The sequence below is a fragment of the Qipengyuania sp. B-5 genome (genome assembly GCF_056857815.1).
Genome location: NZ_JBSXNU010000053.1, coordinates 98358 through 124145, shown reverse-complemented (window position 1 = coordinate 124145; position 25788 = coordinate 98358). Strand labels below are relative to the sequence as shown.

The window sequence follows — 25788 nt, the reverse complement described above, 5'->3', positions numbered from 1 at the left end:
AGGCAGTCGGATCCCACTCGATAGGGGGTCAACTGTAGATCAGATGCGGCGCGATTGTTTCGCGCCAGCTTTCCTCATCGGTTCCGGCAATCTCTTCAAGATCGCCCGGTTCGGCCTCGGTATCGTCGACCCATTCGCGCAAGACTGGACCGCCGTTGATCACATCGATGGCAAGGCGATCAAACTCGTACTCGTAAGGGAAATCGCGCCAGAGTTCGTAATCCGGATATAGGGTGCGGATCGCCTTGAAGGCCAGCGCCTGCAAGCGCCAAGGCTTGAATTCGTGATGATCGTAAAACGGCGCTTCAGCGTGTATCATCAAGCCATTGCATAGGTTGCCTGCGTGCTTGTGGAAGGTCGGTTCGAACCAGCATTCGCGTAGGCGGCATCCACGCAGCCACATGGGCGAAACGCGCTTCATCTCCTCCAGCACGGCATGGGCATCGATATCGGGCGCACCGAAAAGCACTTCGAGTGGCCGGGTCGTCCCCCTGCCCTCGCTCAGCGTCGTGCCTTCGAGCATGACCGTACCGGCATAGGCTCGAGCCATGTTCAGATTTGCTGCGTTGGGACTCGGATTGATCCACACGCGGTTGTCGGGCCAGCCAAAGCCGGGCGCCTTGCCCGGTTTCCAGCCTTCCATCTCTATGACGCGGTAATCGACATCGAGCTTGAAATGCTCGACGAACCAGTGGCCCATCTCTCCCATCGTCATGCCGTGGCGCATCGTCATGGACGCAGCGCCAACGAAGCTTTCCTGTCCGGGGAGAAGCAGTGTGCCTTCGACGGGGCCTCCCGCCGGGTTGGGCCTATCCAACACCCAGACCGACTTGCCCGTTTTCGCAGCTTCCTCAAGCAGATAGAGCAGCGTTGTGACAAAGGTATAGATCCGACAGCCAAGATCCTGAAGGTCGAAAAGGAAGACATCGGCGGTCGACATCATCTGGCCAGTCGGCCGGCGCACTTCGCCGTAAAGGCTGAAGATGGGAATGCCATATCGCGGATCGGTCTCATCCGCAGTCTCGACCATGTTGTCCTGCTTGTCGCCCTTCAGGCCGTGCTGCGGACCGAAAGCAGAGGTCACGTTGATCCCGCGGCCTATTAGCGCATCGAGCGAATGCTCGAGCTGAGCAGTGACCGAGGCTGGATGGGCGACAAGCGAAACGCGTTTGCCTTCAAGGGGCGCACGCAATTCGTCTTCAGTGATGAGGCGATCGATCCCGAATTTCATGCGGGCGTGGGTGCAACAAGGCGAGCGGTGAAGCAAGCGTGATCATGGAAGTCCGGTTCGTCCTGTGAATGTGCGAGCGCCCAGAAGCTCTTGATCCCGCCTTCTTCTTCCAGCACGCAAGTTATTCCGGCAAAACAATCGCCTGCGGGCAGAGCGCCCGCAGGTATCGCCGCGTCGAAGATTGCAAAGCTGCTGCCCTGCCGCATGGTACACTCCGGTTCGCGTGGAGAAGACCTGTCCTTCATGCCTTCCCTGGGCGAGGAGAAGTCATAAGCCGCCCAACGCTCAGATGGGGAAAGGTTGAACTCGCAATAGGCATCCCCGCCATCGGGTTTCAGGAACAGTTCGAAGCAGGTTGTACGCCACAATTCGTCAGCTCGTCCCTTCCCCGCGAAGGGAGGCACCATCAGCTTGCCTGAACCCTCGATTCTCCAGCGTAGTCGCAACCAGTTGCCATCTAGCGAGACGACCCGCGCGGATACGGCAGATACCTCCAGTGGCGGGTAGGCCCCGTGAGCGATGAGTTCATGCGTTTGCAAAGCCAAATCCCCATGCTAGCGGGCGCTCCATCATGAGCACCTACCAATCCGATCTCCTGCGTCTGCTCGAAGAGCGCGGCTATATCCACCAGATTACCGATGCGGAGGGATTGGACGCCCTTGCCGCACGGCAGATCGTTCCTGGGTATATCGGATTCGATCCCACCGCACCGTCGCTTCACATCGGCAGTCTCGTGCAGATCATGATGCTGCGCAGGCTCCAGCAGGCCGGGCATAAGCCCATTGTCGTTATGGGCGGTGGAACGGGCAAGATCGGTGATCCTAGCGGACGCGACGAAAGCCGGCGCCTGATGACCGACGAGATCATCGCTGAAAATGTTGCCGGAATCCGGCAGGTGTTCGAACGCCTGCTTACCTTTGGCGACGGTCCGACCGATGCAATTATGGTCGACAACGACGAGTGGCTCAGCAAGCTCGGCTACATCGAACTTCTTCGGAGCGTCGGACCGCATTTCACTATCAATCGCATGCTTACATTCGATTCGGTCAAGTTACGGCTCGATCGGGAGCAGCCGCTGACCTTTCTCGAATTCAACTACATGATCCTCCAGGCCTACGACTACCGAGAACTCGCACAGCGTTATGACTGCCGCCTGCAAATGGGCGGAAGCGATCAGTGGGGCAACATTGTCAACGGTATGGAACTGGCGCGCCGGATGGACGGCAGCGAACTTTTCGGCCTCACCACGCCGCTGTTGACCACTGCGGACGGAGCAAAGATGGGCAAGACCGCTGCCGGTGCGGTCTGGTTGAACGAAGCCCAACTCCCCAACTACGATTTCTGGCAATACTGGCGCAATGTGGACGACCGGGATGTGGGCCGTTTCCTGCGCCTGTTTACGGACTTGTCACTTGACGAGATTTCCCAACTCGAAGCTCTCGAAGGAGCCGAAATCAACGAGGCGAAGACGGTTCTCGCCAATGAAGTCACGGCACTGGTCCGCGGACGGGACGCAGCGGTATCGGCAGAGAAAACCGCAGCAGAGACCTTCGCCGGCGGCGGAACAGGCGAAGACCTTCCTTCGATCACTGTCGGCACTGAAGGAATGCGGATCGGTGCGGTGCTTACTGCGCTGAATTTCGTTGCCTCTGGCAAGGAAGCCAAGCGCAAGCTGGCCGAAGGCGCCGTGAAGATCGATGGTGTCGCAGTGACCGATCCGGGGCATCTTGTCGAGATTGCAGCAGGCAAAGAGGCCAAGCTGTCACTGGGAAAGAAGAGACACGCGATTATCAGACAGTAGCAGCCCTGCGGGTACCAAATCCTTTAGAAAATCGCCCTTTCGGTTTACTATTTCTTCGGCATTTTGAGCGATAAGGTGCGGGTCACGAGAACATCAAAAGGGTCACACCGCATGAGCGCCGGAGCACAACTCAGCGTAACCGACCAGCGCCGGATGGCGCGGCACCCGGTCGACCACCCGGTCATCGCCGAGCATTTCGGCAAGGGCGACATGCGGATGCATATCGCGAACATTTCCGCCAACGGTTTCATGATCGACGATGCCGATGCCATCAATCGGGGCGAGCGTGTCGTCGTGCGCCTGCCGGTCATCGGCCGCATCGAAGCCTATTGCATCTGGTGCCGCGACAACCGTGCCGGATTCCAGTTCGAACGCATCATCCGTGTCGACGATTTCCTGTCGATGATCGACACGCTGCAGCCGAACCCGCGCCTGCGCAAGCTGCGCTGAACGCCAACATCTCTTTTTAATCGAGCAAGCAGGCGTCTCTTCACAAGCGAAAGGGCGCCTGCCATGCGTCTGGGGTGACGTTAGACATCGCCTCCCCCAACACATCGCCGCTTCGCATAGCCAATTTTCGCGCCTACTGGCTTTCACGCCTGTCGATGACGCTGGCGCAATATGCGATGATGCTGATCATCGGATGGCAGACCTATAACATTGCGCGCGACGGCGGGATGTCCGTTGGTGAAGCCTCCGGCCAATTGGCCTTGATCGGCCTGCTGCAATTCGTCCCCTTGTTCCTGCTGACGCCCTTTTCCGGTTGGGCAGCGGATCATTTCGACCGCCGAAACCTCGGGCGACTGACCGTCCTCCTGCAACTGCTTTGCGCAGCAATTCTGGCGTGGCTGACATGGACCGATGCCATTGCTCTGCCCTGGATTTTCGGCGTCGCAATCCTGCTTGGCATAGCCCGCGCATTTGCAGGTCCCGCGCTGTCGGCGCTCGCTCCGAATCTCGTTCCCAAGGCGATTCTTCCCAATGCCATCGCCCTTTCGAGCATTTCATGGCAGGTCGGCATGATTGTCGGTCCCGCGGTCGGCGGCTATTTTTATGCCGTCTTTCCTTCCCTGCCCTACATAGTCGCCGGCGGGTTGTTTCTGGTCTCGATCACCGCGCTTTCCTTTATCGGCAAGGTTCCGCAGCCGCCCCGTCCGCAGAATCAGCGCCCGATCCACGCGATGGTCGAAGGGCTGCGCTATGTCGTGCGCAACAAGATGGTTCTAGGTGCAATTACACTGGACCTCTTCGCAGTATTCCTCGCAGGCGCGACGGCGTTGTTTCCCGTTTATGCCCGCGATATTCTACAAGTCGGAGAAACCGGGCTAGCGCAATTGGCAATGGCGCCCGCTGTCGGAGCTGCGCTCACGGCGCTATGGTTCAGCTTCCGCCCGCTCAGGACACAGGTCGGGCCCAAGATGCTCTGGGCCGTCGCTATTTTCGGTGTGGCAACGATCATTTTCGGCATTTCGACCTCGATGCCGCTTAGCCTCGCCATGCTCTTCATCGTCGGCGCGGCCGACATGTTCAGCGTGTACATCCGCCAGTCGCTGATCCAATTGCACACGCCAGACGAAAAGCGAGGGCGGGTATCTTCGGTGAGCCTGTTGACCATCAGCGCCTCGAATGAATTCGGCGACTTCTTTTCCGGCAGCCTGGCATATGCGATAGGCCCGGTAGCCGCGGTCGTGAGCGGCGGGGCGGGTGCGATCATCACGGTGGCGGCTTGGACAAAGATTTTTCCCGTTCTTCGCACCACGAGGACCTTCGACCCGCCTGAAGAATTGCAAGAACAGACACCCGAAGAAAAGCTGCAGGAGCAGATCCCATGAAAGCCCAGTCAGTCCTAGAAACCATTGGCGGTACGCCGCACATTCGCCTCGCTCGCCTGTTCCCCGACCACGAGGTCTGGGTGAAGAGCGAGCGTGCCAATCCGGGCGGCTCGATCAAGGATCGTATCGGCCTCGCAATGGTCGAAGATGCGGAAAAGGACGGCAAGCTCAAGCCGGGCGGAACGATCATCGAGCCGACCAGCGGCAATACCGGCATCGGTCTGGCCATGGCCGCCGCGGTCAAGGGCTACAAGCTTATCCTTGTGATGCCTGAAAGCATGAGCCTCGAGCGTCGACGACTCATGCTGGCATATGGCGCGACCTTCGACCTGACACCCAAGGAAGGCGGCATGAAAGGTGCGATCGAACGTGCGCACGAGCTGGTCCAGCAGACCGAGGGTGCATGGATGCCGAGCCAGTTCGACAATCCTTCCAACTTCGAGGTGCACAAGCGCACCACGGCACGCGAGATCCTCTCGGATTTCGCTAACGAGCCGATCGACGTAATGATTACCGGCGTCGGCACCGGCGGCCACCTCACCGGCTGCGCCGAGGTACTGAAGGAAACCTGGACCGGCATGAAGGCCTATGCCGTAGAACCGACCGCCTCGCCCGTAATCAGTGGCGGTCAGCCGGGCCCCCATCCCATCCAGGGTATCGGTGCAGGCTTCGTGCCGGAAAATCTGCACACCTCGGCAATCGACGGGGCAATCCAGGTCGAACCGGAGGATGCCAAGCAGTGGGCTCGCCGGTGCGCCGCAGAGGAAGGTTTGCTGGTAGGCATCTCGAGCGGCGCCACGCTTGCCGCGATCGCCAAGAAACTACCCGAACTCGATGCAGGCAGCCGTATCCTCGGTTTCAACTACGACACAGGCGAGCGTTACCTATCGGTGCCGGACTTCCTGCCAACCGAATAGGATTTGGCAGACTTTCAACGCAAAGAAAGGGCGCCCTCCTCGCGGAAGGCGCCCTTCTCTTTTGCCATAGCTCGCTATCAGGCGGCCGTCTGGAAGGCATCCTCGCCCAGCGCCATCAGGCTGTCGCTGCCGGCTTCCAGCTTGCGGCGCAGCGCACCAGCGTCGGGCAGATAACGGTCCATGTAGTAGCGTGCAGTGGCCAGCTTCTGCTCGTAGAACGCCTTGTCATCGCCGGCGCTGCCGAGCTTCGCTTGCGCCACCTTGGCCATTTTCAGCCACATCAGGCCCAGGGTCACGATGCCCATAATGTGCATATAATGGTGCGCACCTGCGCCAAGGTGGTTGGGGTTCTGCATGGCATTCTGCATGAACCACATGGTCGCTGCCTGCTGCTGCCCAAGGGCCTTCTCAAGCTGTTCGGCCATGTCCTTCAATTCGTCGACTTCCTTCGCCGCAGCGATTTCCTCGCCCACGTGCTTGAAGAAAGCCTGCACCCCGGCCCCGCCCTTCTGGGCGAGCTTGCGACCGCAAAGATCCATCGCCTGCACGCCGTTGGTGCCTTCGTAAATCTGGGCGATTCGCGCGTCGCGGACGAACTGGCTCATGCCCCATTCCTCGATGTAGCCATGGCCGCCGAAGACCTGCTGCATGTTGGTGGCGACTTCATAGCCCTTGTCGGTGCCGTAACCCTTGATCACCGGAGTCATCAGCCCGAGTAGCAGGTCGGCTTCTTCGCGTTCTTCCTCGGTTTCGGCCTTGTGGATCAGATCGACCAGCAAACCGCCCCACAGGGCGAGCGCGCGCATGCCTTCGGTGAAAGCCTTCGCGTCCATCAGCATGCGGCGGACGTCGGGGTGGACGAAAATCGGATCGGCCTGTTGATCGGGTTCGGCCGGACCGGTCAACGCGCGGCCCTGCCGACGGTCGAGCGCATAAGCGACTGCGTTCTGATAGGCGACTTCGGCCTGGCTCAGCCCCTGGATGCCGACGCCGAGGCGCGCGGCGTTCATCATAATGAACATGGCGGCAAGCCCCTTGTTCTCCTCACCGACTAGCCAGCCCTTTGCGCCGTCATAATTGAGGACGCAGGTCGAATTGCCGTGAATGCCCATCTTCTCTTCGATCGAGCCACACATCACACCGTTACGCTCGCCCAGCGAACCGTCCTCGTTCACGAGAAACTTGGGCACCACGAAAAGCGAGATGCCCTTGGTGCTGTCGGGCGCGCCCGGGGTCTTGGCGAGAACGAGGTGGATGATGTTCTCGCTCATGTCGTGCTCACCGGCCGAGATGAAGATCTTGGTGCCTGTGATCGAGTAGCTGCCATCGCCCTGTGGCTCTGCCTTTGTACGGATCATGCCAAGGTCCGTTCCGCAATGCGGCTCGGTCAGGTTCATCGTACCCGTCCACTCGTTCGAGATCATCTTGGGAAGGTACATCGTCTTTTGCTCGTCCGAGCCCTTCGCGATAAGTGCCGAAATCGCGCCATTGGTGAGACCCGGATACATGCCGAAGGCCTGGTTGGCGCTGGAGATGAACTCTTCCATCACAAAGCCCAGAACATGCGGCATGCCCTGTCCACCGAACTCTTCGGGAGCGGAGATCGTACCCCAACCCGCTTCGCGAAACTGGTCGAATGCTTCCTTGAAACCTGGAGGCGTGGTGACCGACCCGTCTTCATTGCGGACACAGCCATGCTCGTCACCGACGCGGTTGAGCGGTGCGAGCACCTCGGCGCAAAACTTGCCGCCTTCGTTGATGACGGCTTCCACGACATCTTCCGAGACCATTTCGAATCCCGGCAGGTTTCCATAGCTGGCCAGATCCAACAATTCGTTGATGATGAAACGGGCATCGCGGGCGGGTGCAGTATAGGTGGGCATTGTTCGTCCTTGGGAGAGAGTGTCGTTCGGGTGGCGTCTCGCCGGGGAGTAAGCGGGGTCAGTCGAGCTGGTCTTCGACCAGCTTTATGAATTCGGAGAGCTCCTTGATCGAGCTGTCGATATCGGCACGCTGCGCCTTCAGTTTGGCGACATGCTTGCGGCATTTTTCCAATGTCACGCGGCGCTGCTCGGCGCGGCCATCGTCGAGATCGTAAAGATCGATCATCTCACGAATCTCGGTGAGCGAAAAGCCCACGTTCTTGGCCCGCATGATCCATGCCAGCCGAGCACGATCGCGCTTCGAATAAATTCGCGTCAGCCCCACCCGTGATGGTGCGATCAAGCCTTCGTCTTCGTAGAACCTGAGGGCCCGGGCCGTACAATCGAATTCGCTGGTCAGGTCCGAAATCGAAAATTGCTCGCGCTCGAGCTTGTCAGGTCGGTCGAGATGGGCACCGGCATGGCGGCGTTCGTTATCGGTATTGGAAAGCGGCTGGGTCATGTCGACATCTCTAACCCAACGTTTACGTAAGCGTCAAGAATTGACGGGCCGGAGAATGCCATCTTCCAGCAAGCGATAGAAGCAGCTGACTTTGCCGGTATGACAAGTCGGCCCCGCAGGGCGGCAACGCAGGACCAGCGCGTCCTGGTCACAATCTACCAGTACTTCCTCGACATTCAGAACGTTGCCCGAGCTTTCCCCCTTCTTCCACAGCCTCCCGCGCGACCGGGAGTGGAAGTGTACCACACCTGTGGAAATGGTCGCATCGAGCGCTTCCCGGTCCATGTAGGCGATCATGAGGATTCGATCCGTCGTAACGTCCTGCACGACCGCGCTCAGCAGGCCCTGCGGATCGAATTTCGGTACAAACGTAGTGCCTTGTTCGATTTCTTTTTGATCTCGGGCCACGAATGCTCCTGAAATTGTATATATGCGACAGGTTGTTGCAGGATCACCACAAGAGATGTCCAAAATCGACACTAGCGGCAGATCGCTGTTTGATGAACGCAAATTTTAGAGGATGTATCACCCAGCAAGCACGTGAGGCTTGCCCGCCGGAGCATCGGTGCCAGCAGAGCGCCAGGTTCAGGGGGTCCCGGATCCGCAGCCGCATGGGGGTTTACACGCGGCGCATCCGGTAACGATGAGGGATAGGATCTGGTGCATGCTGGGGGGCTGCACTTAGTCGCAAGACGGGTCCGGTGTATTTCGTCACGTGGCGCCCGGGGTCTTCGGACTCCGGGCGTTTCGTTTATCGCGCATGATCGAGCGCCTCGTCGAGAACCCGCGCGAAGCACGCTATGACGACGCTTTTCGCGCCTGCACGCTTCAGCGCTTTGACGCACGCCGTACTGGTGGCGCCGCTGGTGAGAATATCATCCACAAGGAGAATATGGCGCCCTTTGACCGCATCGGGCCTGCGCACTGCAATTGCACCGGCCAGAGCTCTCGCCCGCGCTTTCGCACCCATCCCGCCGAGACTCGGGGTGCGCTTTGTCCGCACAAGACCGTCGACCGTCAGGAGGCCGTGTCCTGACTTCTCCAGTTCGCGGGCTAGCAGTGCCGCTTGGTTGAACCCACGGTGCCACAACCGCCAGCGATGCAATGGAACCGGGATCAGAAGCCGCTCTTCTTCGCATGACACGATTCGGGCGGCGATCAACCGGGCGAGCAGCGGAGCAAGCGCGATTCGTCGGCCGTGCTTGAGCGCCAGAACCAGCTTGCGCGAGGTATCGGTGTAGAGTGTGCCTGCTTGCTGCGCGACAAACAAGGTGAGGATCTTGCGACAATCAGGATGAGAATGCGGTGTGGAGCCGGGAGACCGTAGGGCGTAGCCCGAAGGTTTTTCGGCTCCACACCGCAAATGGCCTTTTTCGCTTGGTGGAGAGGTGATGGGTGATCGCGATGTGTCTGGTAGCGAACGGCTTTTCCTTTTTCGGGAGAGCCGTCTTGTGCCGGGCAGACACGTCAACGATCATCAGATGAGGCTTTACATGACATTGAGACGAACCTTGCCGCCGGTGACGGCGGCGGCCGCCTGCGCGTTCAGCACGGCGACGGCGTACCGGATCGAGAGCGACACCCGGCTGCCGTCGCAGAAGAAGGCGGTACGTGGCCGGCGGCGGCCCGATCCGCTGGCCGATATCTTCGACAGCGAGATCGTGCCTTTGCTCGAGGCGGCTCCTGGAATCCGCGCGGTCGCGGTGTTCGAAGAGATGCAACGCCGTCATCCCGAGCTGCCTGATGGGGTGCGACGGACGATGGAGCGGCGTATCCGCTCCTGGCGGGCGCTGCACGGTCCCGAGCGCGATGTGATCTTCCGCCAGGTGCATGAACCCGGCCGGCTCGGTCTATCCGATTTTACCGCCATGGGGGAACTCGGCGTAACCATCGTCGGCGAGAAGCTCGATCACCTGCTCTATCACTTCAGGCTTGCCTGTTCGGGCTTCGAGCATGCCCATGTGATCCTGGGCGGCGAAAGCCATGTCGCGCTGGCCGAGGGCCTGCAAAATGCGCTGTGGACCCTGGGCGGAGCGCCAAGGGAGCATCGCAGCGACAGCCTGTCGGCCGCGTTCCGCAACTTCGCTCGCGATGCAAGGGAGGATCTCACCCGGCGCTACGATGCGCTGTGTGCGCACTACCGGATGGAGCCGACCCGCAACAATCGCGGAGTGGCGCATGAGAACGGTGCGATCGAAAGTTCGCATGGTCACCTGAAGGCCGCGGTTCGCGACGCGCTGCTGTTGCGTGGATCGAATGATTTTGCCGATCTTGCCGCCTACCGGCGCTTCATCGACGAGATCGTCGCGCGCAAGAATGCCCGAAATGCCAAGCGCATCGATGCCGAGCGCGGGGCACTGCAACCGCTCCCGGCGACGAGAACGACCGATTACGAGGAAGTGCTGGTCGCGGTGACGTCCTCGGGTGGATTTACCCTGCGCAAGGTCTTCTACACCGTTCCCTCGCGGCTGATCGGTCACCGGTTGCGTGTACGCCTCTACGATGACCGGCTCGATCTCTTCCTGGGCGGAACCGCGCTGTTTACCCTGCCGCGCGGGCGCGCCGAAGCGAGCGGCAAGCATGGCCATGTCGTCGATTACCGCCATGTGATCCACGCTCTCCGCCGAAAACCCATGGCGCTGCTGGGCCTGGTCTACCGCGACCAGCTGTTCCCGCGCGAGGCCTATGCCAGGATGTTCGAACGGCTGCGCGAGCGGCTTGCCGATCGCATGGCGTGCCGGACCATGGTCGAACTGCTCAGCCTGGCGCATGAGAGGGCCTGCGAGGCCGAACTGGCTGGCGTAATGGAGGACCTGCTCGCTTTGCCTGGCGGTATGCCCGATATGGCGAAGCTTCGCGCCCGGTTCGCACCCGATCCGGCCACGCTGCCCGAAGTGCGGATCGATGCGGTGCCGCTTGCCCTCTACGAAGCGCTGCTCGACCGGCGCGTGGAGGAAACAGCATGACCCAGGCGATCGACACCACCAGGCTCACCCTTATGCTCAACGAACTGCGGCTTCCCACGATCAAGCAGATGTGGCCCAGCTTCGCCGAACGCGCGGACAAGGAAGGTTGGCCGGCAGCACGCTTCCTTGCCACCATCGCCGAGCATGAGATCGCCGATCGCGACCGGCGGCGCAGGGAACGTCACCTCGCCGAAGCCAAGCTGCTTCCCGGCAAGACACTCGATACGTTCGACTTCGATGCCGTGCCGATGATCTCTAAGGCGCAGGTCATGGCCATCTGCGCGGGCGATGGCTGGCTCGGCAACGGTGCCAACCTGATCCTGTTCGGACCGCCCGGTGGGGGAAAGTCGCATCTCTCATCGGCGATCGGCCTCGCGCTGATCGAGAATGGCTGGCGGGTGCTGTTCGCCCGAACGTCGGACCTTGTCCAGAAACTGCAGGTCGCACGGCGCGAACTCGCGCTCGAAAATGCGATCAACCGGCTCGACAGGTTCGATCTGCTTATACTTGACGACCTTGCCTATGTCGCCAAGGACCAGGCCGAAACCTCCGTCCTGTTCGAGCTGATCAGCGCCAGATATGAGCGGCGTTCGCTGCTCATCACCGCCAACCAGCCCTTCGGCGACTGGAACAAGGTCTTCCCCGATCCAGCCATGACGCTCGCCGCGGTGGATCGCCTCGTGCATCATGCGACGATCTTCGAAATGAACGTCGAAAGCTATCGCAGGCGAACCGCCATCGACCGAAAACAGCAAGGTCCGGGAAGACCCGCGAAATCCGCCACGCCGAAAAACACGGTCGTGTCGCTCAGCGACAATCAGCCCGCGACATAAGGCTTGCCAGCGACAATCAAACACGACAAACAATACCGCGTCGCGGTCATCGCTTCTCAACTTGATCGTCGCTGCTTCTCATCCAGAATGTCGCGCTACACCTGCTGCTATACCGTCGTGAACCGGCGGATTACCCAGGCATGGCGCGCAGATCGCACCTTCCGCTGGCCCGCTATCCCCGAATGGCCGCTGGCATAACGCGCATGAGGGATTTCCGGGAATGGCGAGGTCCGACCAGCAGGTGACGCATAGTCCGCCCTGTTCGCCAGTGCCTTCCCCGCACGCCGGGCATCGCGGCGGATAGACCAGGTCCACGAATGGGGCCATGCCCTCCCCCACAGCCCGCCGAAGCATGGTTACTCTCCCCATAGGAACTCGCTGCACGGCTTGCACGGCAGTTGCAAGCGCGGCATCGGGGGCGGCGATGGATACCAAGGCACCTCCTCGCATATTCAGTCGCCAGCGTCGCAAGGCAGGATATCGCCGCGCGCTCGTCCGTCAGTCCCAGCGCGATGCGGCGCGGTATGTACTCGACGACATGGTCGAGGATGTGCTCGACCGGCTGGAATTCATGCGCTTCGAACCCGCCAAGGTCCTTGTGATCGGCGACTGGACGGGCACTCTCGCGCTTTCGCTGCGCGGACGGGGATCGTCCGTCGAGGAAGCCGATGTCCGCACCATCGACGAAGAAGCCCCGCTGGAGAGCGGACCCTATGATCTGATCGTCAGCCTCGCGTCGCTGGACCGGGTCAACGACCTGCCTGGCGCCCTTCTCCATCTTCGCGCCGCACTGGCGGAGGGAGGCATCCTCATCGCTTCCATCATCGGGGCGGGCAGTCTTGCCAATCTGCGCCGCGCAGTGATTGCAGCGGAACCGGACCGCCCTGCCCCGCGCATGCATCCGCTGGTCGACAATGCGGCGGGTTCTGCCCTGATGCAGCGCGCGCTGTTCAGGCGGCAGGTGGTCGACAGCCGGAGCCTGGAAGTCGCCTTTCCATCGCTCGATCGGCTGGTGTCCGACCTGCGCGACCAGGGGCTGACATCAAGCCTCTCGAGCGCCGCTTCTCCGCTGGGCAAGGCTGCGCTGGAGCGGGCCCGATCTGCATTTCTCGACACGCGCAATGGCAACGGACGGGTACTCGAAAATTTCGAGATAATCACACTAACTGGTTGGAAAGATTAACGAAGACTCGCCTGTGCTGCGGCAAGCCGTGCGATGGGCACGCGGTAGGGCGAAGCGCTGACGTAATCAAGGCCGGTCTTCTCGCAGAACGCGATACTGGCCGGATCGCCGCCATGTTCGCCGCAAATGCCGAGCTTGATGTCGGCGCGGGTCGTCCGTCCGCGCTCCGCCGCCAGTTCGACAAGCTGCCCCACCCCGTCGATATCGAGGCTGACGAACGGGTCGCGCGCGAAAATGCCCTTGTCGACATAATCGGTGAGGAAGCGGCCGGCATCGTCGCGGCTCACGCCGAGGGTGGTCTGGGTAAGATCATTGGTACCGAAGCTGAAGAATTCGCCGACTTCGGCGATTTCCCCGGCCATCAGAGCGGCGCGCGGCAGTTCGATCATCGTTCCGACGAGATATTCCACCGTGCAGCCGGTGGCTTCGAACACTTCGCCTGCCACACGGTCGACCACGTCTTTGAGCAGTTCAAGTTCGCGGCGCGTCGCCACGAGCGGGATCATCACCTCGGGCACCGGCGCTTCGCCGCTGTCCTTGGCAACCTGACATGCCGCCTCGAAAATCGCGCGCGCCTGCATCTCATAGATTTCGGGATAGGTGATCCCCAGGCGGCATCCGCGATGGCCGAGCATCGGATTGAATTCGTGCAATTCGCCCGCGCGGCGGCGGAGTTGGTCCACGCTCTTGCCGGTCGCTTCGGCGAGTTCCGCGAATTCGGCATCGCCCGAGGGCAGGAATTCATGGAGCGGCGGGTCAAGCAGGCGAATGGTGCACGGCAGGCCTGCCATCACCTCGAAGATGGTCACGAAATCGCTGCGCTGCTCGGGGAGCAGCTTGGCGAGCGCCGCCCGGCGCCCGGCTTCATCGTCGGCGAGGATCATCTGGCGTACCGCGCTGATGCGGCCCGCGTCGAAGAACATGTGTTCGGTGCGGCAAAGCCCGATGCCCTCGGCGCCGAACTGGCGCGCCATGCGACATTCGGCCTCGGTTTCCGCGTTTGTCCGCACCTTCATACGCCGATGCTTGTCCGCCCATTCCATCAGCGTGCCGAAATCGCCGGCCAGCTCTGGTTCGTTGGTGGCGACTTCACCTGCCATCACCTGCCCGTTTCCGCCATCCAGCGTGATGACGTCACCTTCCTTCAGCTCACGATTTCCGATAGTTAGCGTGCGCCCTTCACGCGCAATGGAAACCTGCGAGGCACCCGATACACATGGACGGCCCATCCCGCGCGCCACCACGGCGGCGTGGCTTGTCATCCCGCCGCGCGCAGTCAGGATGCCGGTGGCGGCATGCATGCCGTGAATATCCTCGGGCGAAGTTTCGACACGCACGAGGATGACCTTCTCGCCCCGCCCCGCCCAGAGTTCCGCCGTATCGGCATCGAGCACGATCTTGCCGCTGGCCGCCCCCGGGGAGGCTGGCAGGCCGGTGGTCAGCACGTCGCGCGGTGCGTCGGGATCCAGCGTAGGGTGGAGCAGCTGGTCCAGCGCCATCGGATCGATGCGCAGGATCGCGGTCTTTTCGTCGATCAGCCCTTCGGCCACCATGTCGACCGCCATCTTGAGCGCGGCCTTTGCAGTGCGCTTGCCATTGCGGGTCTGCAGCAGCCACAGCTTGCCCTGCTGAACGGTGAACTCGATATCCTGCATGTCCTTGTAATGCTTCTCGAGCAGCTCGAAGACATGCGCCAGTTCGGCGAAGGCTTCTGGCATGGCTTCTTCCATGCTCGGCTTGTCGGCCCCGGCGGATTCGCGGCGCGCCCTGGTGAGATATTGCGGCGTGCGGATGCCCGCGACCACATCTTCGCCTTGCGCATTGACCAGCCATTCGCCGTAGTAGGCCTTCTCGCCGGTCGAAGGATCGCGGGTGAAGGCAACGCCGGTGGCGCTGGTATCGCCCATGTTTCCGAAGACCATTGCCTGCACGTTGACCGCCGTGCCCATGTCATGCGGAATGTTGTTGAGCCGTCGGTAGATCTTGGCGCGTTCCGTATCCCAGCTGTCGAACACGGCCGCGATCGCGCCCCATAGCTGTTCGACCGGGTCCTGCGGGAATTCATGGCCCAGCTCACGCTCCGCAATAGCCTTGTATTCGGCGACCAGCGCCTTCCAGTCCTCCGCACTCAGTTCCGTGTCAGAATAATAGCCATTGTCTTCCTTGGCGATCTCCAGCGCTTCCTCGAACAGCCCGTGATCGAGGCCGAGCACGACATCGCCATACATCTGGATGAAGCGGCGGTAGCTGTCCCAGGCGAAGCGTTCATCGCCCGACGTCTTCGCCAGGCCCTCTACCGTTATGTCGTTGAGGCCCAGATTGAGGACGGTGTCCATCATGCCGGGCATCGAGACTGCGGCACCGGAGCGGACCGAGACGAGCAGCGGGTCCGACGCATCGCCGAAACCCTTGCCGACAGTCCTTTCGACGTGGCTCAGCGCCTCGGCAACGTCGCCGCGCAGCTTCTCGGTGAAGTCGCTGCCGCCGGCGAGGTATTTCAGGCATTCCTCGGTCGCGATGGTGAAGCCGGGAGGAACCGGCAGTCCGATACTCGCCATTTCGGCAAGATTTGCGCCCTTGCCCCCGCTAACGGTCTTGTCCTTCTGCCGTGCATTCGAATGCGGGGCATTGCCGCCGAAGGTGAAGACTGTTTCGTTCATTTCGCTTCCGGTTTTTGCTGGGCCAGGTTGACACAGTTGACAGTGTCCTGGGAATTGAATTCGCTATCCCTCGATACGAGAGAAATCCGCCACTTTGTGCACTGCAGCACGGAAAGCCGCAAGCAGATCCAGCCGATGTGCCCGCTTGTTTTCTTCATCCGCATTTACCGTCACTTCTTCGAAGAAACGGTCGATGGGTGCACGAAGCGCGGCGAGCGCCGCCATTGCGCCGGAGAAGTCTTCCGCATCAATGGCCACAGCGGCAGCAGGTTCCGACTTTGCGAGAGCATCCATGAGCGCCTTTTCGGCAGGCTCCGGCTCGTAGGAAAGCTCTTTCGCATGGCGGTCCGACATCTTGGCATCGATGACAGCCTTCATGTCGGGATCGTCGACCTGGCTCAGCGGGTCTTCCTCACCGGTATGCGCGATTTCGCCCTCGATACCGTGCCAGTCTTCCTTCTTGAGGATATTGGCAGCGCGCTTGTAGCCTGCGAGGAGGTTGGCGCCGTCTTCTGTTCCGAGAAACGATTGCAGTGCGGCAGCGCGTCGGCGAACACGCCAGACATCTCCATCAAGACGAGTACCAAGATCAGTGGAAGCCTGCACAACGTCGTAACGTACACCGGCGTCTTTCATCATCACGCCGAGGCGGTCGTGCAAAAAATCTTCAACTTGCAGCCCTGGTCCAACGGTTTTGTCGGTGCTCCATGACCGTGCGATTTCGCTCACCAGCGCGCGAACCTGATTGGCTTCCACAAGGCGAATGACCGCGATAGCCGCACGACGAAGTGCGAACGGGTCCTTAGAGCCCGTCGGCAATTCTCCAATCTCGAAAAACCCGAAAAGCGTATCCAGCTTGTCCGCCAAGCTCAGGGCCACCGTCACCGGCGCGGTGGGCACGTCGTCGCCCTGCCCGACCGGCTTATAGTGATCGCGGATGGCGCCGGCGACTGCATCAGGCAGCCCCTCGGCACGGGCGTAGTAGCCGCCCATCAGGCCCTGCAGTTCGGGAAACTCGCCGACCATTTCAGTGACGAGGTCGGCCTTGGCGAGGCGTGCGGCCTGTTCGGCCATGTCCGCCAGTTCCGAAACCGTTCGTGCTGAGCTTGTCGAAGCACCGCTCTTTTCTTCCGGCGCAGACTCTGCAGTGAAGGACAGCCCTTCGACAGGCTCAGGGCGAACGGAAGTTGGTTTTACAATCCCTTCTTCCACCAGCCAGCGGGCCAGCTTGGCCACGCGCTCGACCTTGTCGGCGACGGTGCCCAGCTTCTCGTGGAAAGTGATGCGCTCCAGCCCCTTGGCGTGCTCGGCGAGCGACTTCTTACGGTCGACATCCCAGAAAAAGCGCGCGTCGGACAGGCGGGCGGCGAGGACCTTGCGGTTGCCGTCGACCACGCGCGCGCCGCCGTCTTCCGCCTCGATATTGGCGGTGCAGATGAAGGCGTTGGCGAGGTTGCCCCTGTCGTCTTCGCAGACGAAATACTTCTGGTTCACGCGCGCGGTGAGCTGGATCGTCTCGGGCGGAACCTCGAGGAAATCCTCCTCGAACCGGCCGAGGAGCGGGACCGGCCATTCGGTCAGGCCCGCATTCTCGATCACCAGCCCTTCGTCCTCGACCAGCTTGAGGCCGGCTTCCGATGCGACCTTTGCTGCGCCGGAGCGGATCAGGTCCTGCCGCTCTTCGTGGTCCACGATCACGTGGCAGGCGCGCAGCTTTTCGGCATAGTCGGCGGCGCTGCCGATGGTGATGTCGCCAGAGTGGTGGAAGCGGTGGCCGAGGGTGACCCAGCCCGAAGTGGCGCCGTGGACCTCGCACTCGACCAGTTCCTCGCCCAGCAGCGCGACGATGCCCGATAGCGGGCGCACCCAGCGCAGGCTCTCGGTGCTGATGGAGGCCGCGCCCCAGCGCATCGACTTGGGCCAGCTGAAATCGCGAATGATCGCCGGGATCGCCTCGGCCAGCAGGTCTCTGGTGGCCCGGCCGGGGATGTTCTTCACGGCGAAATAGGTCGCCCTGCCCTTCACGTCGCGCGTCTGGAGATCGGCCTTGTCGACCCCTGCCTTGCGGCAGAAGCCTTCAAGCGCCTGATCCGGCGCGCCGACCGGCGGGCCCTTCAATTCCTCGCTGACCGCCTGGGTGGCATCGGGAAGCCCGCGCGCAATCAGCGCGAGGCGGCGCGGGGTCGACCAGACGGTGACCTCGCTCGGAGAAATGCCTGCGCCTTCCATTTCACGACGGAACAGCTTTTCCAGTTCGGCGCGTGCACCCGCCTGCATGCGGGCGGGGATTTCTTCGCTGCGCAGTTCGAGGAGAAAGTCGCTCATGCGCTCCACTCCGGATATTTCTCGGCCCAGACGGGCGCTTCCTTGGCCATGTGCGCTTCGCAGCTGCCGCGCGCCAGATCGCGGACGCGGCCCATGTAGCTGGCGCGTTCCTGCACGCTGATCACGCCGCGTGCCTGCAGCAGGTTGAAGATGTGGCTGGCCTCGACCGCCTGTTCATAGGCGGCGATGGGTACTTCATTGGCAAGCGCGTTCCTGCACTCGGCCTCGGCCTTGTTGAACAGGTCGAACAAGGCATCGGTTTCGGCGACCTCGAAGTTCCACTTCGACATCTGCTTCTCGTTCTCGAGAAACACGTCGCCATAGGAAACGCCGTGCCCGTTGAAGTCGAGATCGTAAACGTTGTCGACGCCCTGGATATACATGGCGAGGCGTTCGAGTCCGTAGGTCAGTTCGCCCGCCACGGGCTTGCAGTCGAAGCCGCCCATCTGCTGGAAATAGGTGAACTGGGTGACTTCCATCCCGTCGCACCAGACCTCCCAGCCCAGCCCCCATGCGCCCAGCGTCGGGCTTTCCCAGTCGTCTTCCACGAAACGAATGTCGTGCTTCAGCGGATCGATGCCGATAACGCGCAGGCTTTCCAGATAGAGGTCCTGTATGTCCGGAGGGCTCGGCTTCAGGATGACCTGATACTGGTAATAGTGCTGCAGCCGGTTCGGGTTCTCGCCATAGCGCCCGTCGGTCGGACGGCGGCAGGGCTGCACGAATGCCGCATTCCACGGCTCCGGCCCCAGCGCGCGCAAGGTGGTAGCGGTGTGAAAGGTGCCCGCGCCCATACGCATATCGTAGGGCTGCAGGATGAGGCACCCGTTCGCGCTCCAGAAATCATGCAGCGCGAGGATCATGTCCTGAAAGGAATTTTGCGGATTACGGTCCATGCGCGGGGCAATGGCGGAAGCGTGAAAACGGGTCAATGCCGCAGTGTGGCGGGAGAGAGAATGACAGGTTTTCGCGACACGATGTCAGGTAGTGTTGACATTGTCAGCGAATCGCGACATATAGTCAGGATAACCTGACATCTGGCCCCGTTTCTTATCGACTTGGCCAAGGAAAATTATCGAGGCGATAATGCAATGAAGAACCGCCTCCGCGTCCTGCGGGCCGAGCGTGAATGGAGCCAGGCCGAACTCGCCGTCCAACTCGATGTCTCGCGCCAGGCCGTGAATGCCATCGAAACCGGCAAACACGATCCCTCCCTGCCACTCGCATTTCGCATCGCCCGACTATTCGACATGCCGATCGAGGACATTTTCGATGATGAACAAGCCTGATATCGACGCGGAGAACTCCAGCCTGCGCCCCGCAGTTTTGCGCGTCACGAAGTTGGTAATCGCCAGTGCCCTGTTCCTGTTCTCTGCTGGATTGGTCACCGGTGGGACAATGGCGGTCGTGGACGGAACAGCGAATCCTTTAAAAGCAGCCGGCATTCTTTCGGTCGGCACCCTCATTGTCGTGGCCTCTGGATGGTGGTTTTGGAAGCTGAAGCCATTGGGACCTGCCGACGAGCCGATTTCGGCCTCTACCCGGCGCACACGCAGGTATTTTGCCCTTTCGCTCGGATTTGGTGTACTCTTGGGGATGGGTTTTGCGATGAGCGGATTGATAAATGGCGACCCCGCCAGCCTCCTCAGCAACGAAGCTATCCCGCGCACTCCTGCCCTTGCACTTTCGGCTGCTTATATCGTGGCGCTACCCATTCTCGGATGGCTCTGGCACCGTTCGATTGACGAACACGAGAATGCCGCCAACAGCAAAGGAGCCCTCGCCGGGATCTACGCTTACTCGATGATCGCGCCAGTATGGTGGGTGGGTGAGCGTGCAGGCTACCTTCCTCCGCAACAACCGATGACCGTTTTCGTCATCGTGATGATCGTATGGGGGCTGGTTTGGGCAGTATCCCGCCGTGCCTGAATTTGATCAAGTACCCATTATGCACACTAATCTCCTGGAAAAGAGAGACAATCCTATGAAACGTTTACTTCTTGCTTCATGCACAGGCCTTGCACTCGCGCTTGGCGGTTGCGCCACGGCGAACGCCCAGGATGTCGAGACCGCCGCTGCGGCAACCGCGCCTTCACCCGCACCCGCTGGCCCCGCTCTCTGGAAAGTGAGCGACGAGGACACGACCATCTATCTGTTCGGGACTGTCCATGTCCTTCCGAGGGACGTCGAATGGTATGACGAGGACATTGCGGCCGCTCTTGAAAGTGCCGACACGCTCATCACCGAAATTCCTGCCGATGCCATGAACGACCCCGCGATGCAGGCGTCCATCATGACCAAGGCAATGCTGCCCGAGGGCCAGACGCTGCGCGAACTGCTCTCCGACGAGGATCGGGCGGTCTATGAGCAGGCGCTCGGCAAGCTGGGGATGCCTCCTGCCGCGTTCGACCGGTTCGAGCCGTGGCTTGCCGGCATGACCATGGCGGTACTGCCGCTGATGCAGAAGGGTTACGATCCGGCCAGCGGTGTCGAGCGAGTGGTAGAAGCGGCGGCCTCCAAAACCGCCACCCGCGGCGCGCTGGAAACCGCAGACCAGCAGATCGACCTGTTCGATACGCTGCCGCAGGAAAGCCAGATCGAATTCCTGATGGCGTCGGCGCGCGACATGGATGGCCTCGTCGCCATGATGGACGAAATGGTCGCCGAATGGCTGGAAGGCGATGCCGATGGCCTGGCAGAGATCATGAATCGCGGACTTACCGACCCGGTCGTGGCAGCGGCGCTCCTCTACCAGCGCAACGAGCGTTGGGCCGAATGGATCGACGAGCGGATGGACGAACCGGGTGCAGTTTTCATCGCGGTCGGTGCAGGCCATCTGGCGGGTGAGAAGAGCGTGCAGGATTACCTGCGTTCACGCGACATCGAGGTGACCCGCCTCCAGTGATCCCTGGCCGACTGCTTGCCGCAACTCTCGCATTGCTGCTCGCGTCATGCGGTAGCGATGCATCGGAACCCTCCGCCGCGGCTTCGGTGGAGGGTTTTCCTGCATTCTACGAAATCACCGGGCGAGACGGAGAGTTGGAGGGCTGGCTCTTCGGAACCGTCCACGCCCTGCCGCCCGATGTCGAATGGCGATCGCAGCGTCTCGATGCCGCTATCGATCAGGCCGACCTGCTGCTGGTCGAGGTGGCCGACCTTTCCGACAGCGAAGGAATGGCACGGATTTTCCGGTCCATGGCATTCGACGCTGTTCCCGCCTCCTCCATCCAAGCGAGGATTGGATCTTCTGCACGAGCGGAATTGGACCTGCTCCTTGCCGAAAGCGGAATTCCGCCCGACCAACTCGACAGGATGGAGAGCTGGGCTGCGGCCCTCACGCTTGCCCAACAGGTTTCCACAGGTGAGCCGCAATATGGCGCCGATCGCGCACTAATCTCCGAATTCGCCGGGCGAACAGTGGTGGAATTCGAAGGTGTACGCGGGCAGCTGTCCCTGTTCGACAGCCTGCCTGAAACCGAGCAGGTCGACCTGCTCGAAGCGGTGATTGCGGAGGCTTCCGACCGCGAAGACCGCGCCTCCGAAATGACGGTAGCATGGAAAACCGGGGACCTCCCTGCCCTCGAAAAGGCTTCCGGCGAAGGATTGCTAGCCGATCCCGAACTCCGCGCGGCATTGCTTACTTCGCGCAACGAGGCCTGGATGTCCCGCCTGCTGCCCTTGCTGGAGAGAAACGAACGACCCCTGATAGCGGTGGGCGCGGCACATCTTTTGGGTCAGGAGGGATTGCCTGCCCTTCTGGCACGCGAAGGTTACACCGTTCGGCGCGTCCAATAGCCTTCGCGCTTGCTTTTCCACCCGCCGCCGCTATAGGCGCGCGCTTCGGCGTCATGGTCATCCCTGGAGGCGTGGCGGACCGAGTAACCTAATTGCATTCGAAAGGTAAGCGACATGAGCGATGCTCTGACACTTCCGGCCGAGACGCGCGAACGGGCTGGCAAGGGAGCCTCCCGTGCACTGCGTCGCGAAGGCCGCGTCCCCGCCGTGATCTATGGCGGCAAGGAAGAACCCACACTGATCCACGTGGAAGAGAAGGAGCTGGTCAAGCAGCTCGGCACCGGCCACTTCATGAACTCGATCGTCGAAATCGAGCTGGGTGGCAAAAAGGTGAAAACCCTTCCCAAGGACGTGTCGCTTCACCCCGTCAACGACCGCCCCGAGCACGTCGATTTCTTCCGTCTTGCCAAGGGTGGCAAGATCGAAGTGCAGGTGCCGGTGGTCTTCATCAATGAAGAGAAGAGCCCGGGTCTCAAGAAGGGCGGCGTGCTGAACATCGTCCGTCACGAGCTGGAACTGGTCTGCGAAAACGACAAGATCCCGGGTGAAATCGAAATCGACGTCACCGGCAAGGAAGTCGGCGATTCGATCCACATCAGCGAAGTAACGCTTCCGGCTGGCAGCGAAAGCGCCATCACCGACCGCGACTTCACCATCGCCACCCTCGTCGCTCCGTCGGCGCTCAAGAAGAGCGAAGGCGCCGAAGGCGAAGATGAAGGCGATACCGATGCGCAGGATGTTCCCGCAACCGAACAGGGTGCGGACGAGGACGCCGAGCAGGAACAGGAAGACAAGAGCGAAGACTAATCCGCTTCTTGCATTCGCAAATCACCAAGGCGCCGGTCTCGAAAGAGGCCGGCGTTCTTGTATTCCGAACCTGCATCCGCAGCTTCGTCCTCGCTAGATGTGCGGCAAGCCGCACCCGTTGCGGGCGGGCAGTCGCCCTTGCCGGGCCTCCCGTCGGCCCGGTTCTTGATCACGGCAGTCAAAGCGCGCCTGCGCATCGCCGCCGCTACCCACCGAGATGCTGCGCGCGGCGCTTGAGGGGCACGCGCAGCATGCTAAGGGCGACACATGCAAATCTGGACAGGCCTTGGAAATCCCGGACCGCAATATGCGATGCACCGGCACAACATCGGTTTCATCGTGTGCGATGCCATTGCCGAAATTCACGCCTTCGGCCCCGTCCAGAAGAAGTTTTCCGGCTGGGTGCAGGAAGGCCGTATCGGCGGCGAGAAGATCGTTCTGCTCAAACCTGCGACCTACATGAACGAGAGCGGTCGCGCGGTGGGCGAGGCGATGCGCTTCTACAAGCTGGAAATCGAGGACCTTACAGTCTTCCACGACGAGCTCGACCTTGCGCCCTTCAAGGTGAAGGTGCGCCGAGGCGGGGGGCTGGCGGGTCACAATGGCCTGCGTTCGATCAACCAGCATCTGGGCCCGGATTTCCGCCGCGTCCGCATAGGCATCGGTCATCCCGGCAGCAAGGATCGGGTTACCGGCCATGTTCTTGGCAATTATGCGAAAGGCGAGATGGACCAGCTTGCCACCATGCTCGGCGCAATCGCCGCAGAGGCCGAATGGCTGGCGAAAGGCGATGATGTGCGCTTCATGAACGACATCGCCCTGCGTATGCAGGAATGATCTGCTAAGGTTCTCCCGAACAGAGGAGACCCGCCCATGCCTAATCTCGATCGTCGAACCTTGCTCGTCGGTGCCGCCGCAACTGGAGCGATCGCCGCGACCGCGGCTCGCGCCCAGTTGGATCAGGTAGAAGCCCCCGCTCCCGACCTGTCGGGTAAAGCCATTCTCATTACCGGCTGCTCATCCGGCTTCGGTCGCCTTTCCGCGGAGCATTTCGCGCGGCTCGGCGCGACGGTCTTCGCGACCATGCGCAATACGCCGCGGCCCGAAGCAGAGGAACTCAAGCAACTGGCCAGCGACGAGAAGCTGGACATTCGCGTCATGCGGCTCGACGTTCTGCTCGATCAGGAGATAGCCGATGCAGTCGGCGCAGCCGAACGCGAGCTGGGTCGCGGGCTGGACATTTTGGTCAACAATGCAGGCATCGGCATCACGGGCCCGGCCGAGGTCCAAGACATGGAGGCGACCCGGCTCGCCTTCGACACCAATGTCTTCGGTTATCACCGCATGGTGCGCGCAGTGCTGCCCAAAATGCGGGCGCGCAAGCAGGGGCACATCTTCAACATCTCGAGCCAGTTGGGCCGCGTGATCGTTCCCTATTCGGGGCACTATTCGGCAACGAAATTCGCCGTGGAAGCAATGGGCGAACAACTGGCTTATGAGCTGGTGCCACACGGCATCGGTGTCACGATCATCGAACCGGGCGGCTATCCGACCAAGGTCTGGGTAAACCGTAATCGTTATTCCGCCGAACTGAAGGCGCGCGCGGCAGAGCAGCACCTCGAAGGCTATCCGCAGGTTGTTGCCCGGATGGGCGAGGAAGACGGTTCGGGCCGCAGTGCCGATCCGATGGACATACCCCGCGCCATGGCCCGCGTCCTCGGCATGCCGCCCGGAACGCGCCCGGTCCGCCTGCCGGTCAGCGGAGGCGACATCCCGCAGACCGCGATAAACGAGGTAACGGCGAAAACACAGGTCGGATGGCTGGGAGAAAGCGGGTATGGGCCGCTGATCAAGGCGGTGCACAATGTCTGACATGCTGGCATTCCCCGCCTGTCGCCGCTAAGGGCGCGGCCAGACCATTATTTCCGGAGTTTTAGATGGGTTTCCGTTGCGGGATCGTCGGCCTGCCGAATGTCGGCAAGTCCACCCTTTTCAATGCATTGACCGAAACGCAGGCCGCACAGGCTGCGAACTATCCGTTCTGCACGATTGAACCGAATGTAGGCCAGGTCTCCGTACCCGATCCGCGTCTGGACAAGATCGCTGCAATCGCGGGTTCGGCCAAGATCATCCCGACACAGCTTGCTTTCGTCGACATCGCTGGCCTCGTCAAAGGCGCCAGCCAGGGCGAAGGCCTCGGCAACCAGTTCCTCGGCAATATCCGCGAGGTGGACGCCATCGTCCATGTCCTGCGCTGTTTCGAAGACGATGACATCCAGCATGTGTCGAACAAGGTCGATCCGATTGCCGATGCCGAGGTGGTCGAAACCGAACTGATGCTGTCCGATCTCGAAAGCCTGGAAAAGCGAGTCCCCGCTGCTGAAAAGCGCGCCACGGCCGGCGACAAGGAAGCGAAGATCACCGCCAGCGTGCTGGGACAGGCGCTCGCCTTGCTGCGAGACGGCAAGCCCGCCCGCCTGACCGAACCGAACGACGAGGAAGAAGCCCGCGTCCTTCGCCAGGCGCAGCTGCTCACCGCCAAGCCGGTGCTCTACGTCTGCAATGTGGGTGAAGAAGACGCGTCCAAGGGGAATGCCTTCTCCGACCTCGTGTTCGAAAAGGCCAAGGCCGAAGGTGCGCAAGCGGTGGTCGTATCCGCCGCGATCGAAAGCGAACTGGTGTCGATGGATGCGGAAGACCGCACCGAATATCTCACCGAGCTTGGCCTAGAGGAAAGCGGGCTCTCCCGCGTGATCAAGGCGGGCTACAAGCTGCTCGGCCTCAACACCTTCTTCACCGCCGGGCCGAAGGAATCACGCGCATGGACCTTCCCCGAAGGCGCCAAGGCCCCGCAGGCGGCGGGTGAAATCCACACCGATTTCGAGCGCGGCTTTATTCGTGCTGAAACAATTGCATACGATGACTACATCGCGCTGAACGGCGAAAGCGGTGCACGCGAGGCGGGCAAGCTGCGCCAGGAAGGCAAGGAATACCTCGTCAAGGATGGCGACGTAATGCTGTTCAAATTCAACGTCTGATAGCGGGAAAACAGG

General features: G+C 61.3%; 25 protein-coding genes. 15 read left to right on the top strand and 10 right to left on the bottom strand.

Translation table 11 applies throughout. The features are described from left to right. Window positions 1–28 precede the first annotated feature (28 nt). Both AC13CE_RS12900 and AC13CE_RS12895 read right to left on the bottom strand, forming a co-directional pair. A complete protein-coding gene (locus tag AC13CE_RS12900; RefSeq protein ID WP_221538886.1) occupies window positions 29–1231 on the bottom strand; it encodes an exo-beta-N-acetylmuramidase NamZ family protein in 1203 nt (400 codons plus the stop codon). Continuing rightward, entirely contained in the window at window positions 1228–1638 is a 411-nt protein-coding gene (locus AC13CE_RS12895) for a DOMON-like domain-containing protein (protein ID WP_345719428.1), read from the bottom strand. The genes AC13CE_RS12900 and AC13CE_RS12895 overlap by 4 nt, the downstream gene beginning before the upstream one ends. A 164-nt stretch (window positions 1639–1802) precedes the next feature. Here AC13CE_RS12895 and tyrS point away from each other — a divergent pair, with 164 nt between their 5' ends. The 4 genes from tyrS (at window position 1803) to cysK (ending at window position 5781) form a co-directional block, all read left to right on the top strand. Next, on the top strand, window positions 1803–3032 hold the full coding sequence (gene tyrS, locus AC13CE_RS12890) for a tyrosine--tRNA ligase (protein ID WP_221538882.1): 1230 nt from the start codon (window positions 1803–1805) through the stop codon (window positions 3030–3032). Window positions 3033–3143: 111 nt separating this feature from the next. Further along, the gene (locus AC13CE_RS12885) at window positions 3144–3482 is read left to right on the top strand and encodes a PilZ domain-containing protein (RefSeq protein ID WP_160727993.1); all 339 of its coding nucleotides are present in this window, start codon (window positions 3144–3146) and stop codon (window positions 3480–3482) included. A 74-nt stretch (window positions 3483–3556) separates the two neighbouring features. Further along, on the top strand, window positions 3557–4864 hold the full coding sequence (locus tag AC13CE_RS12880) for an MFS transporter (protein ID WP_345719427.1): 1308 nt from the start codon (window positions 3557–3559) through the stop codon (window positions 4862–4864). Beyond that, window positions 4861–5781 (top strand): cysteine synthase A, encoded by a 921-nt coding sequence (cysK, locus tag AC13CE_RS12875; RefSeq protein WP_482972651.1) that lies wholly within the window; start codon window positions 4861–4863, stop codon window positions 5779–5781. Before AC13CE_RS12880 ends, cysK begins: the two co-directional genes overlap by 4 nt. 77 nt (window positions 5782–5858) lie before the next feature. On the opposite strand, the gene AC13CE_RS12870 is transcribed toward cysK, so the two are convergent. The 4 genes from AC13CE_RS12870 to AC13CE_RS12855 all read right to left on the bottom strand — a co-directional run bounded on the left by AC13CE_RS12870 (window position 5859) and on the right by AC13CE_RS12855 (window position 9436). Further along, complete coding sequence (locus AC13CE_RS12870) at window positions 5859–7664, bottom strand: acyl-CoA dehydrogenase C-terminal domain-containing protein (protein ID WP_221538878.1); 1806 nt, start codon at window positions 7662–7664, stop codon at window positions 5859–5861. Between the two features lie 58 nt (window positions 7665–7722). Beyond that, window positions 7723–8166: a MerR family transcriptional regulator gene (locus tag AC13CE_RS12865; RefSeq protein ID WP_221538876.1), complete on the bottom strand. Its 444-nt coding sequence runs from the start codon at window positions 8164–8166 to the stop codon at window positions 7723–7725. Window positions 8167–8199: 33 nt separating this feature from the next. Further along, window positions 8200–8574: a phosphoribosyl-AMP cyclohydrolase gene (gene hisI, locus AC13CE_RS12860; RefSeq protein WP_221538874.1), complete on the bottom strand. Its 375-nt coding sequence runs from the start codon at window positions 8572–8574 to the stop codon at window positions 8200–8202. 343 nt (window positions 8575–8917) lie between these two features. Further along, window positions 8918–9436: a ComF family protein gene (locus tag AC13CE_RS12855; protein WP_482972650.1), complete on the bottom strand. Its 519-nt coding sequence runs from the start codon at window positions 9434–9436 to the stop codon at window positions 8918–8920. A gap of 181 nt (window positions 9437–9617) precedes the next feature. Here AC13CE_RS12855 and istA point away from each other — a divergent pair, with 181 nt between their 5' ends. Further along, a complete protein-coding gene (gene istA / locus AC13CE_RS12850) occupies window positions 9618–11132 on the top strand; it encodes an IS21 family transposase (protein ID WP_482972686.1) in 1515 nt (504 codons plus the stop codon). Continuing rightward, window positions 11129–11965, top strand: coding sequence for an IS21-like element helper ATPase IstB (gene istB, locus AC13CE_RS12845; protein WP_482972649.1), 837 nt, complete (start codon window positions 11129–11131; stop codon window positions 11963–11965). Before istA ends, istB begins: the two co-directional genes overlap by 4 nt. A 78-nt stretch (window positions 11966–12043) precedes the next feature. Here the strand turns inward: istB and AC13CE_RS12840 are convergent, their stop codons facing one another. Continuing rightward, a complete protein-coding gene (locus AC13CE_RS12840) occupies window positions 12044–12292 on the bottom strand; it encodes a double zinc ribbon domain-containing protein (protein WP_482972648.1) in 249 nt (82 codons plus the stop codon). A gap of 97 nt (window positions 12293–12389) precedes the next feature. Between AC13CE_RS12840 and AC13CE_RS12835 the strand changes: the two genes are divergently transcribed. Continuing rightward, window positions 12390–13148, top strand: coding sequence for a methyltransferase domain-containing protein (locus tag AC13CE_RS12835; RefSeq protein WP_221538872.1), 759 nt, complete (start codon window positions 12390–12392; stop codon window positions 13146–13148). On the opposite strand, the gene ppdK is transcribed toward AC13CE_RS12835, so the two are convergent. The 3 genes from ppdK to AC13CE_RS12820 form a co-directional block, all read right to left on the bottom strand. Then, window positions 13145–15808 carry a pyruvate, phosphate dikinase gene (gene ppdK, locus AC13CE_RS12830; RefSeq protein ID WP_221538870.1) on the bottom strand — a complete coding sequence of 888 codons (2664 nt, stop codon included), beginning with the start codon at window positions 15806–15808 and terminating at the stop codon, window positions 13145–13147. The genes AC13CE_RS12835 and ppdK overlap by 4 nt on opposite strands. A 63-nt stretch (window positions 15809–15871) precedes the next feature. Then, a complete protein-coding gene (glyS, locus tag AC13CE_RS12825; protein WP_482972647.1) occupies window positions 15872–18133 on the bottom strand; it encodes a glycine--tRNA ligase subunit beta in 2262 nt (753 codons plus the stop codon). After that, window positions 18130–19029, bottom strand: coding sequence for a glycine--tRNA ligase subunit alpha (locus AC13CE_RS12820; protein WP_221538865.1), 900 nt, complete (start codon window positions 19027–19029; stop codon window positions 18130–18132). The genes glyS and AC13CE_RS12820 overlap by 4 nt, the downstream gene beginning before the upstream one ends. Window positions 19030–19224: 195 nt before the next feature. Here AC13CE_RS12820 and AC13CE_RS12815 point away from each other — a divergent pair, with 195 nt between their 5' ends. From AC13CE_RS12815 to ychF, 8 genes are all read left to right on the top strand, one after another. Continuing rightward, entirely contained in the window at window positions 19225–19422 is a 198-nt protein-coding gene (locus AC13CE_RS12815) for a helix-turn-helix transcriptional regulator (protein ID WP_221538863.1), read from the top strand. Continuing rightward, on the top strand, window positions 19406–20062 hold the full coding sequence (locus AC13CE_RS12810; RefSeq protein WP_221538861.1) for a hypothetical protein: 657 nt from the start codon (window positions 19406–19408) through the stop codon (window positions 20060–20062). The genes AC13CE_RS12815 and AC13CE_RS12810 overlap by 17 nt, the downstream gene beginning before the upstream one ends. Before the next feature lie 55 nt (window positions 20063–20117). Continuing rightward, window positions 20118–21038: a TraB/GumN family protein gene (locus AC13CE_RS12805; protein WP_221538860.1), complete on the top strand. Its 921-nt coding sequence runs from the start codon at window positions 20118–20120 to the stop codon at window positions 21036–21038. After that, on the top strand, window positions 21035–21928 hold the full coding sequence (locus tag AC13CE_RS12800) for a TraB/GumN family protein (RefSeq protein WP_221538858.1): 894 nt from the start codon (window positions 21035–21037) through the stop codon (window positions 21926–21928). Before AC13CE_RS12805 ends, AC13CE_RS12800 begins: the two co-directional genes overlap by 4 nt. Window positions 21929–22042: 114 nt before the next feature. Continuing rightward, on the top strand, window positions 22043–22735 hold the full coding sequence (locus AC13CE_RS12795; RefSeq protein WP_221538856.1) for a 50S ribosomal protein L25/general stress protein Ctc: 693 nt from the start codon (window positions 22043–22045) through the stop codon (window positions 22733–22735). Between the two features lie 267 nt (window positions 22736–23002). Then, entirely contained in the window at window positions 23003–23572 is a 570-nt protein-coding gene (gene pth / locus AC13CE_RS12790; protein ID WP_221538854.1) for an aminoacyl-tRNA hydrolase, read from the top strand. 36 nt (window positions 23573–23608) lie between these two features. Then, on the top strand, window positions 23609–24607 hold the full coding sequence (locus tag AC13CE_RS12785) for an SDR family oxidoreductase (protein ID WP_221538852.1): 999 nt from the start codon (window positions 23609–23611) through the stop codon (window positions 24605–24607). 65 nt (window positions 24608–24672) lie between these two features. Further along, the gene (ychF, locus tag AC13CE_RS12780) at window positions 24673–25773 is read left to right on the top strand and encodes a redox-regulated ATPase YchF (protein WP_221538850.1); all 1101 of its coding nucleotides are present in this window, start codon (window positions 24673–24675) and stop codon (window positions 25771–25773) included. Window positions 25774–25788: the final 15 nt, after the last annotated feature.

What these genes read in the sequence shown, in the direction of transcription:
- AC13CE_RS12870 (WP_221538878.1), bottom strand. Translation starts at nt 7,664, where the DNA reads ATGCCCACCTATACTGCACCCGCCCGCGATGCCCGTTTCATCATCAAC.
- istB (WP_482972649.1), top strand. Translation starts at nt 11,129, where the DNA reads ATGACCCAGGCGATCGACACCACCAGGCTCACCCTTATGCTCAACGAA.
- AC13CE_RS12865 (WP_221538876.1), bottom strand. Translation starts at nt 8,166, where the DNA reads ATGACCCAGCCGCTTTCCAATACCGATAACGAACGCCGCCATGCCGGT.
- ppdK (WP_221538870.1), bottom strand. Translation starts at nt 15,808, where the DNA reads ATGAACGAAACAGTCTTCACCTTCGGCGGCAATGCCCCGCATTCGAAT.
- AC13CE_RS12795 (WP_221538856.1), top strand. Translation starts at nt 22,043, where the DNA reads ATGAGCGATGCTCTGACACTTCCGGCCGAGACGCGCGAACGGGCTGGC.
- AC13CE_RS12895 (WP_345719428.1), bottom strand. Translation starts at nt 1,638, where the DNA reads ATGGTGCCTCCCTTCGCGGGGAAGGGACGAGCTGACGAATTGTGGCGT.
- cysK (WP_482972651.1), top strand. Translation starts at nt 4,861, where the DNA reads ATGAAAGCCCAGTCAGTCCTAGAAACCATTGGCGGTACGCCGCACATT.
- AC13CE_RS12810 (WP_221538861.1), top strand. Translation starts at nt 19,406, where the DNA reads ATGATGAACAAGCCTGATATCGACGCGGAGAACTCCAGCCTGCGCCCC.
- AC13CE_RS12885 (WP_160727993.1), top strand. Translation starts at nt 3,144, where the DNA reads ATGAGCGCCGGAGCACAACTCAGCGTAACCGACCAGCGCCGGATGGCG.
- tyrS (WP_221538882.1), top strand. Translation starts at nt 1,803, where the DNA reads ATGAGCACCTACCAATCCGATCTCCTGCGTCTGCTCGAAGAGCGCGGC.
- AC13CE_RS12815 (WP_221538863.1), top strand. Translation starts at nt 19,225, where the DNA reads ATGAAGAACCGCCTCCGCGTCCTGCGGGCCGAGCGTGAATGGAGCCAG.
- pth (WP_221538854.1), top strand. Translation starts at nt 23,003, where the DNA reads ATGCAAATCTGGACAGGCCTTGGAAATCCCGGACCGCAATATGCGATG.
- ychF (WP_221538850.1), top strand. Translation starts at nt 24,673, where the DNA reads ATGGGTTTCCGTTGCGGGATCGTCGGCCTGCCGAATGTCGGCAAGTCC.
- AC13CE_RS12820 (WP_221538865.1), bottom strand. Translation starts at nt 19,029, where the DNA reads ATGGACCGTAATCCGCAAAATTCCTTTCAGGACATGATCCTCGCGCTG.
- AC13CE_RS12835 (WP_221538872.1), top strand. Translation starts at nt 12,390, where the DNA reads ATGGATACCAAGGCACCTCCTCGCATATTCAGTCGCCAGCGTCGCAAG.
- glyS (WP_482972647.1), bottom strand. Translation starts at nt 18,133, where the DNA reads ATGAGCGACTTTCTCCTCGAACTGCGCAGCGAAGAAATCCCCGCCCGC.
- AC13CE_RS12805 (WP_221538860.1), top strand. Translation starts at nt 20,118, where the DNA reads ATGAAACGTTTACTTCTTGCTTCATGCACAGGCCTTGCACTCGCGCTT.
- AC13CE_RS12900 (WP_221538886.1), bottom strand. Translation starts at nt 1,231, where the DNA reads ATGAAATTCGGGATCGATCGCCTCATCACTGAAGACGAATTGCGTGCG.
- AC13CE_RS12840 (WP_482972648.1), bottom strand. Translation starts at nt 12,292, where the DNA reads ATGGCCCCATTCGTGGACCTGGTCTATCCGCCGCGATGCCCGGCGTGC.
- AC13CE_RS12785 (WP_221538852.1), top strand. Translation starts at nt 23,609, where the DNA reads ATGCCTAATCTCGATCGTCGAACCTTGCTCGTCGGTGCCGCCGCAACT.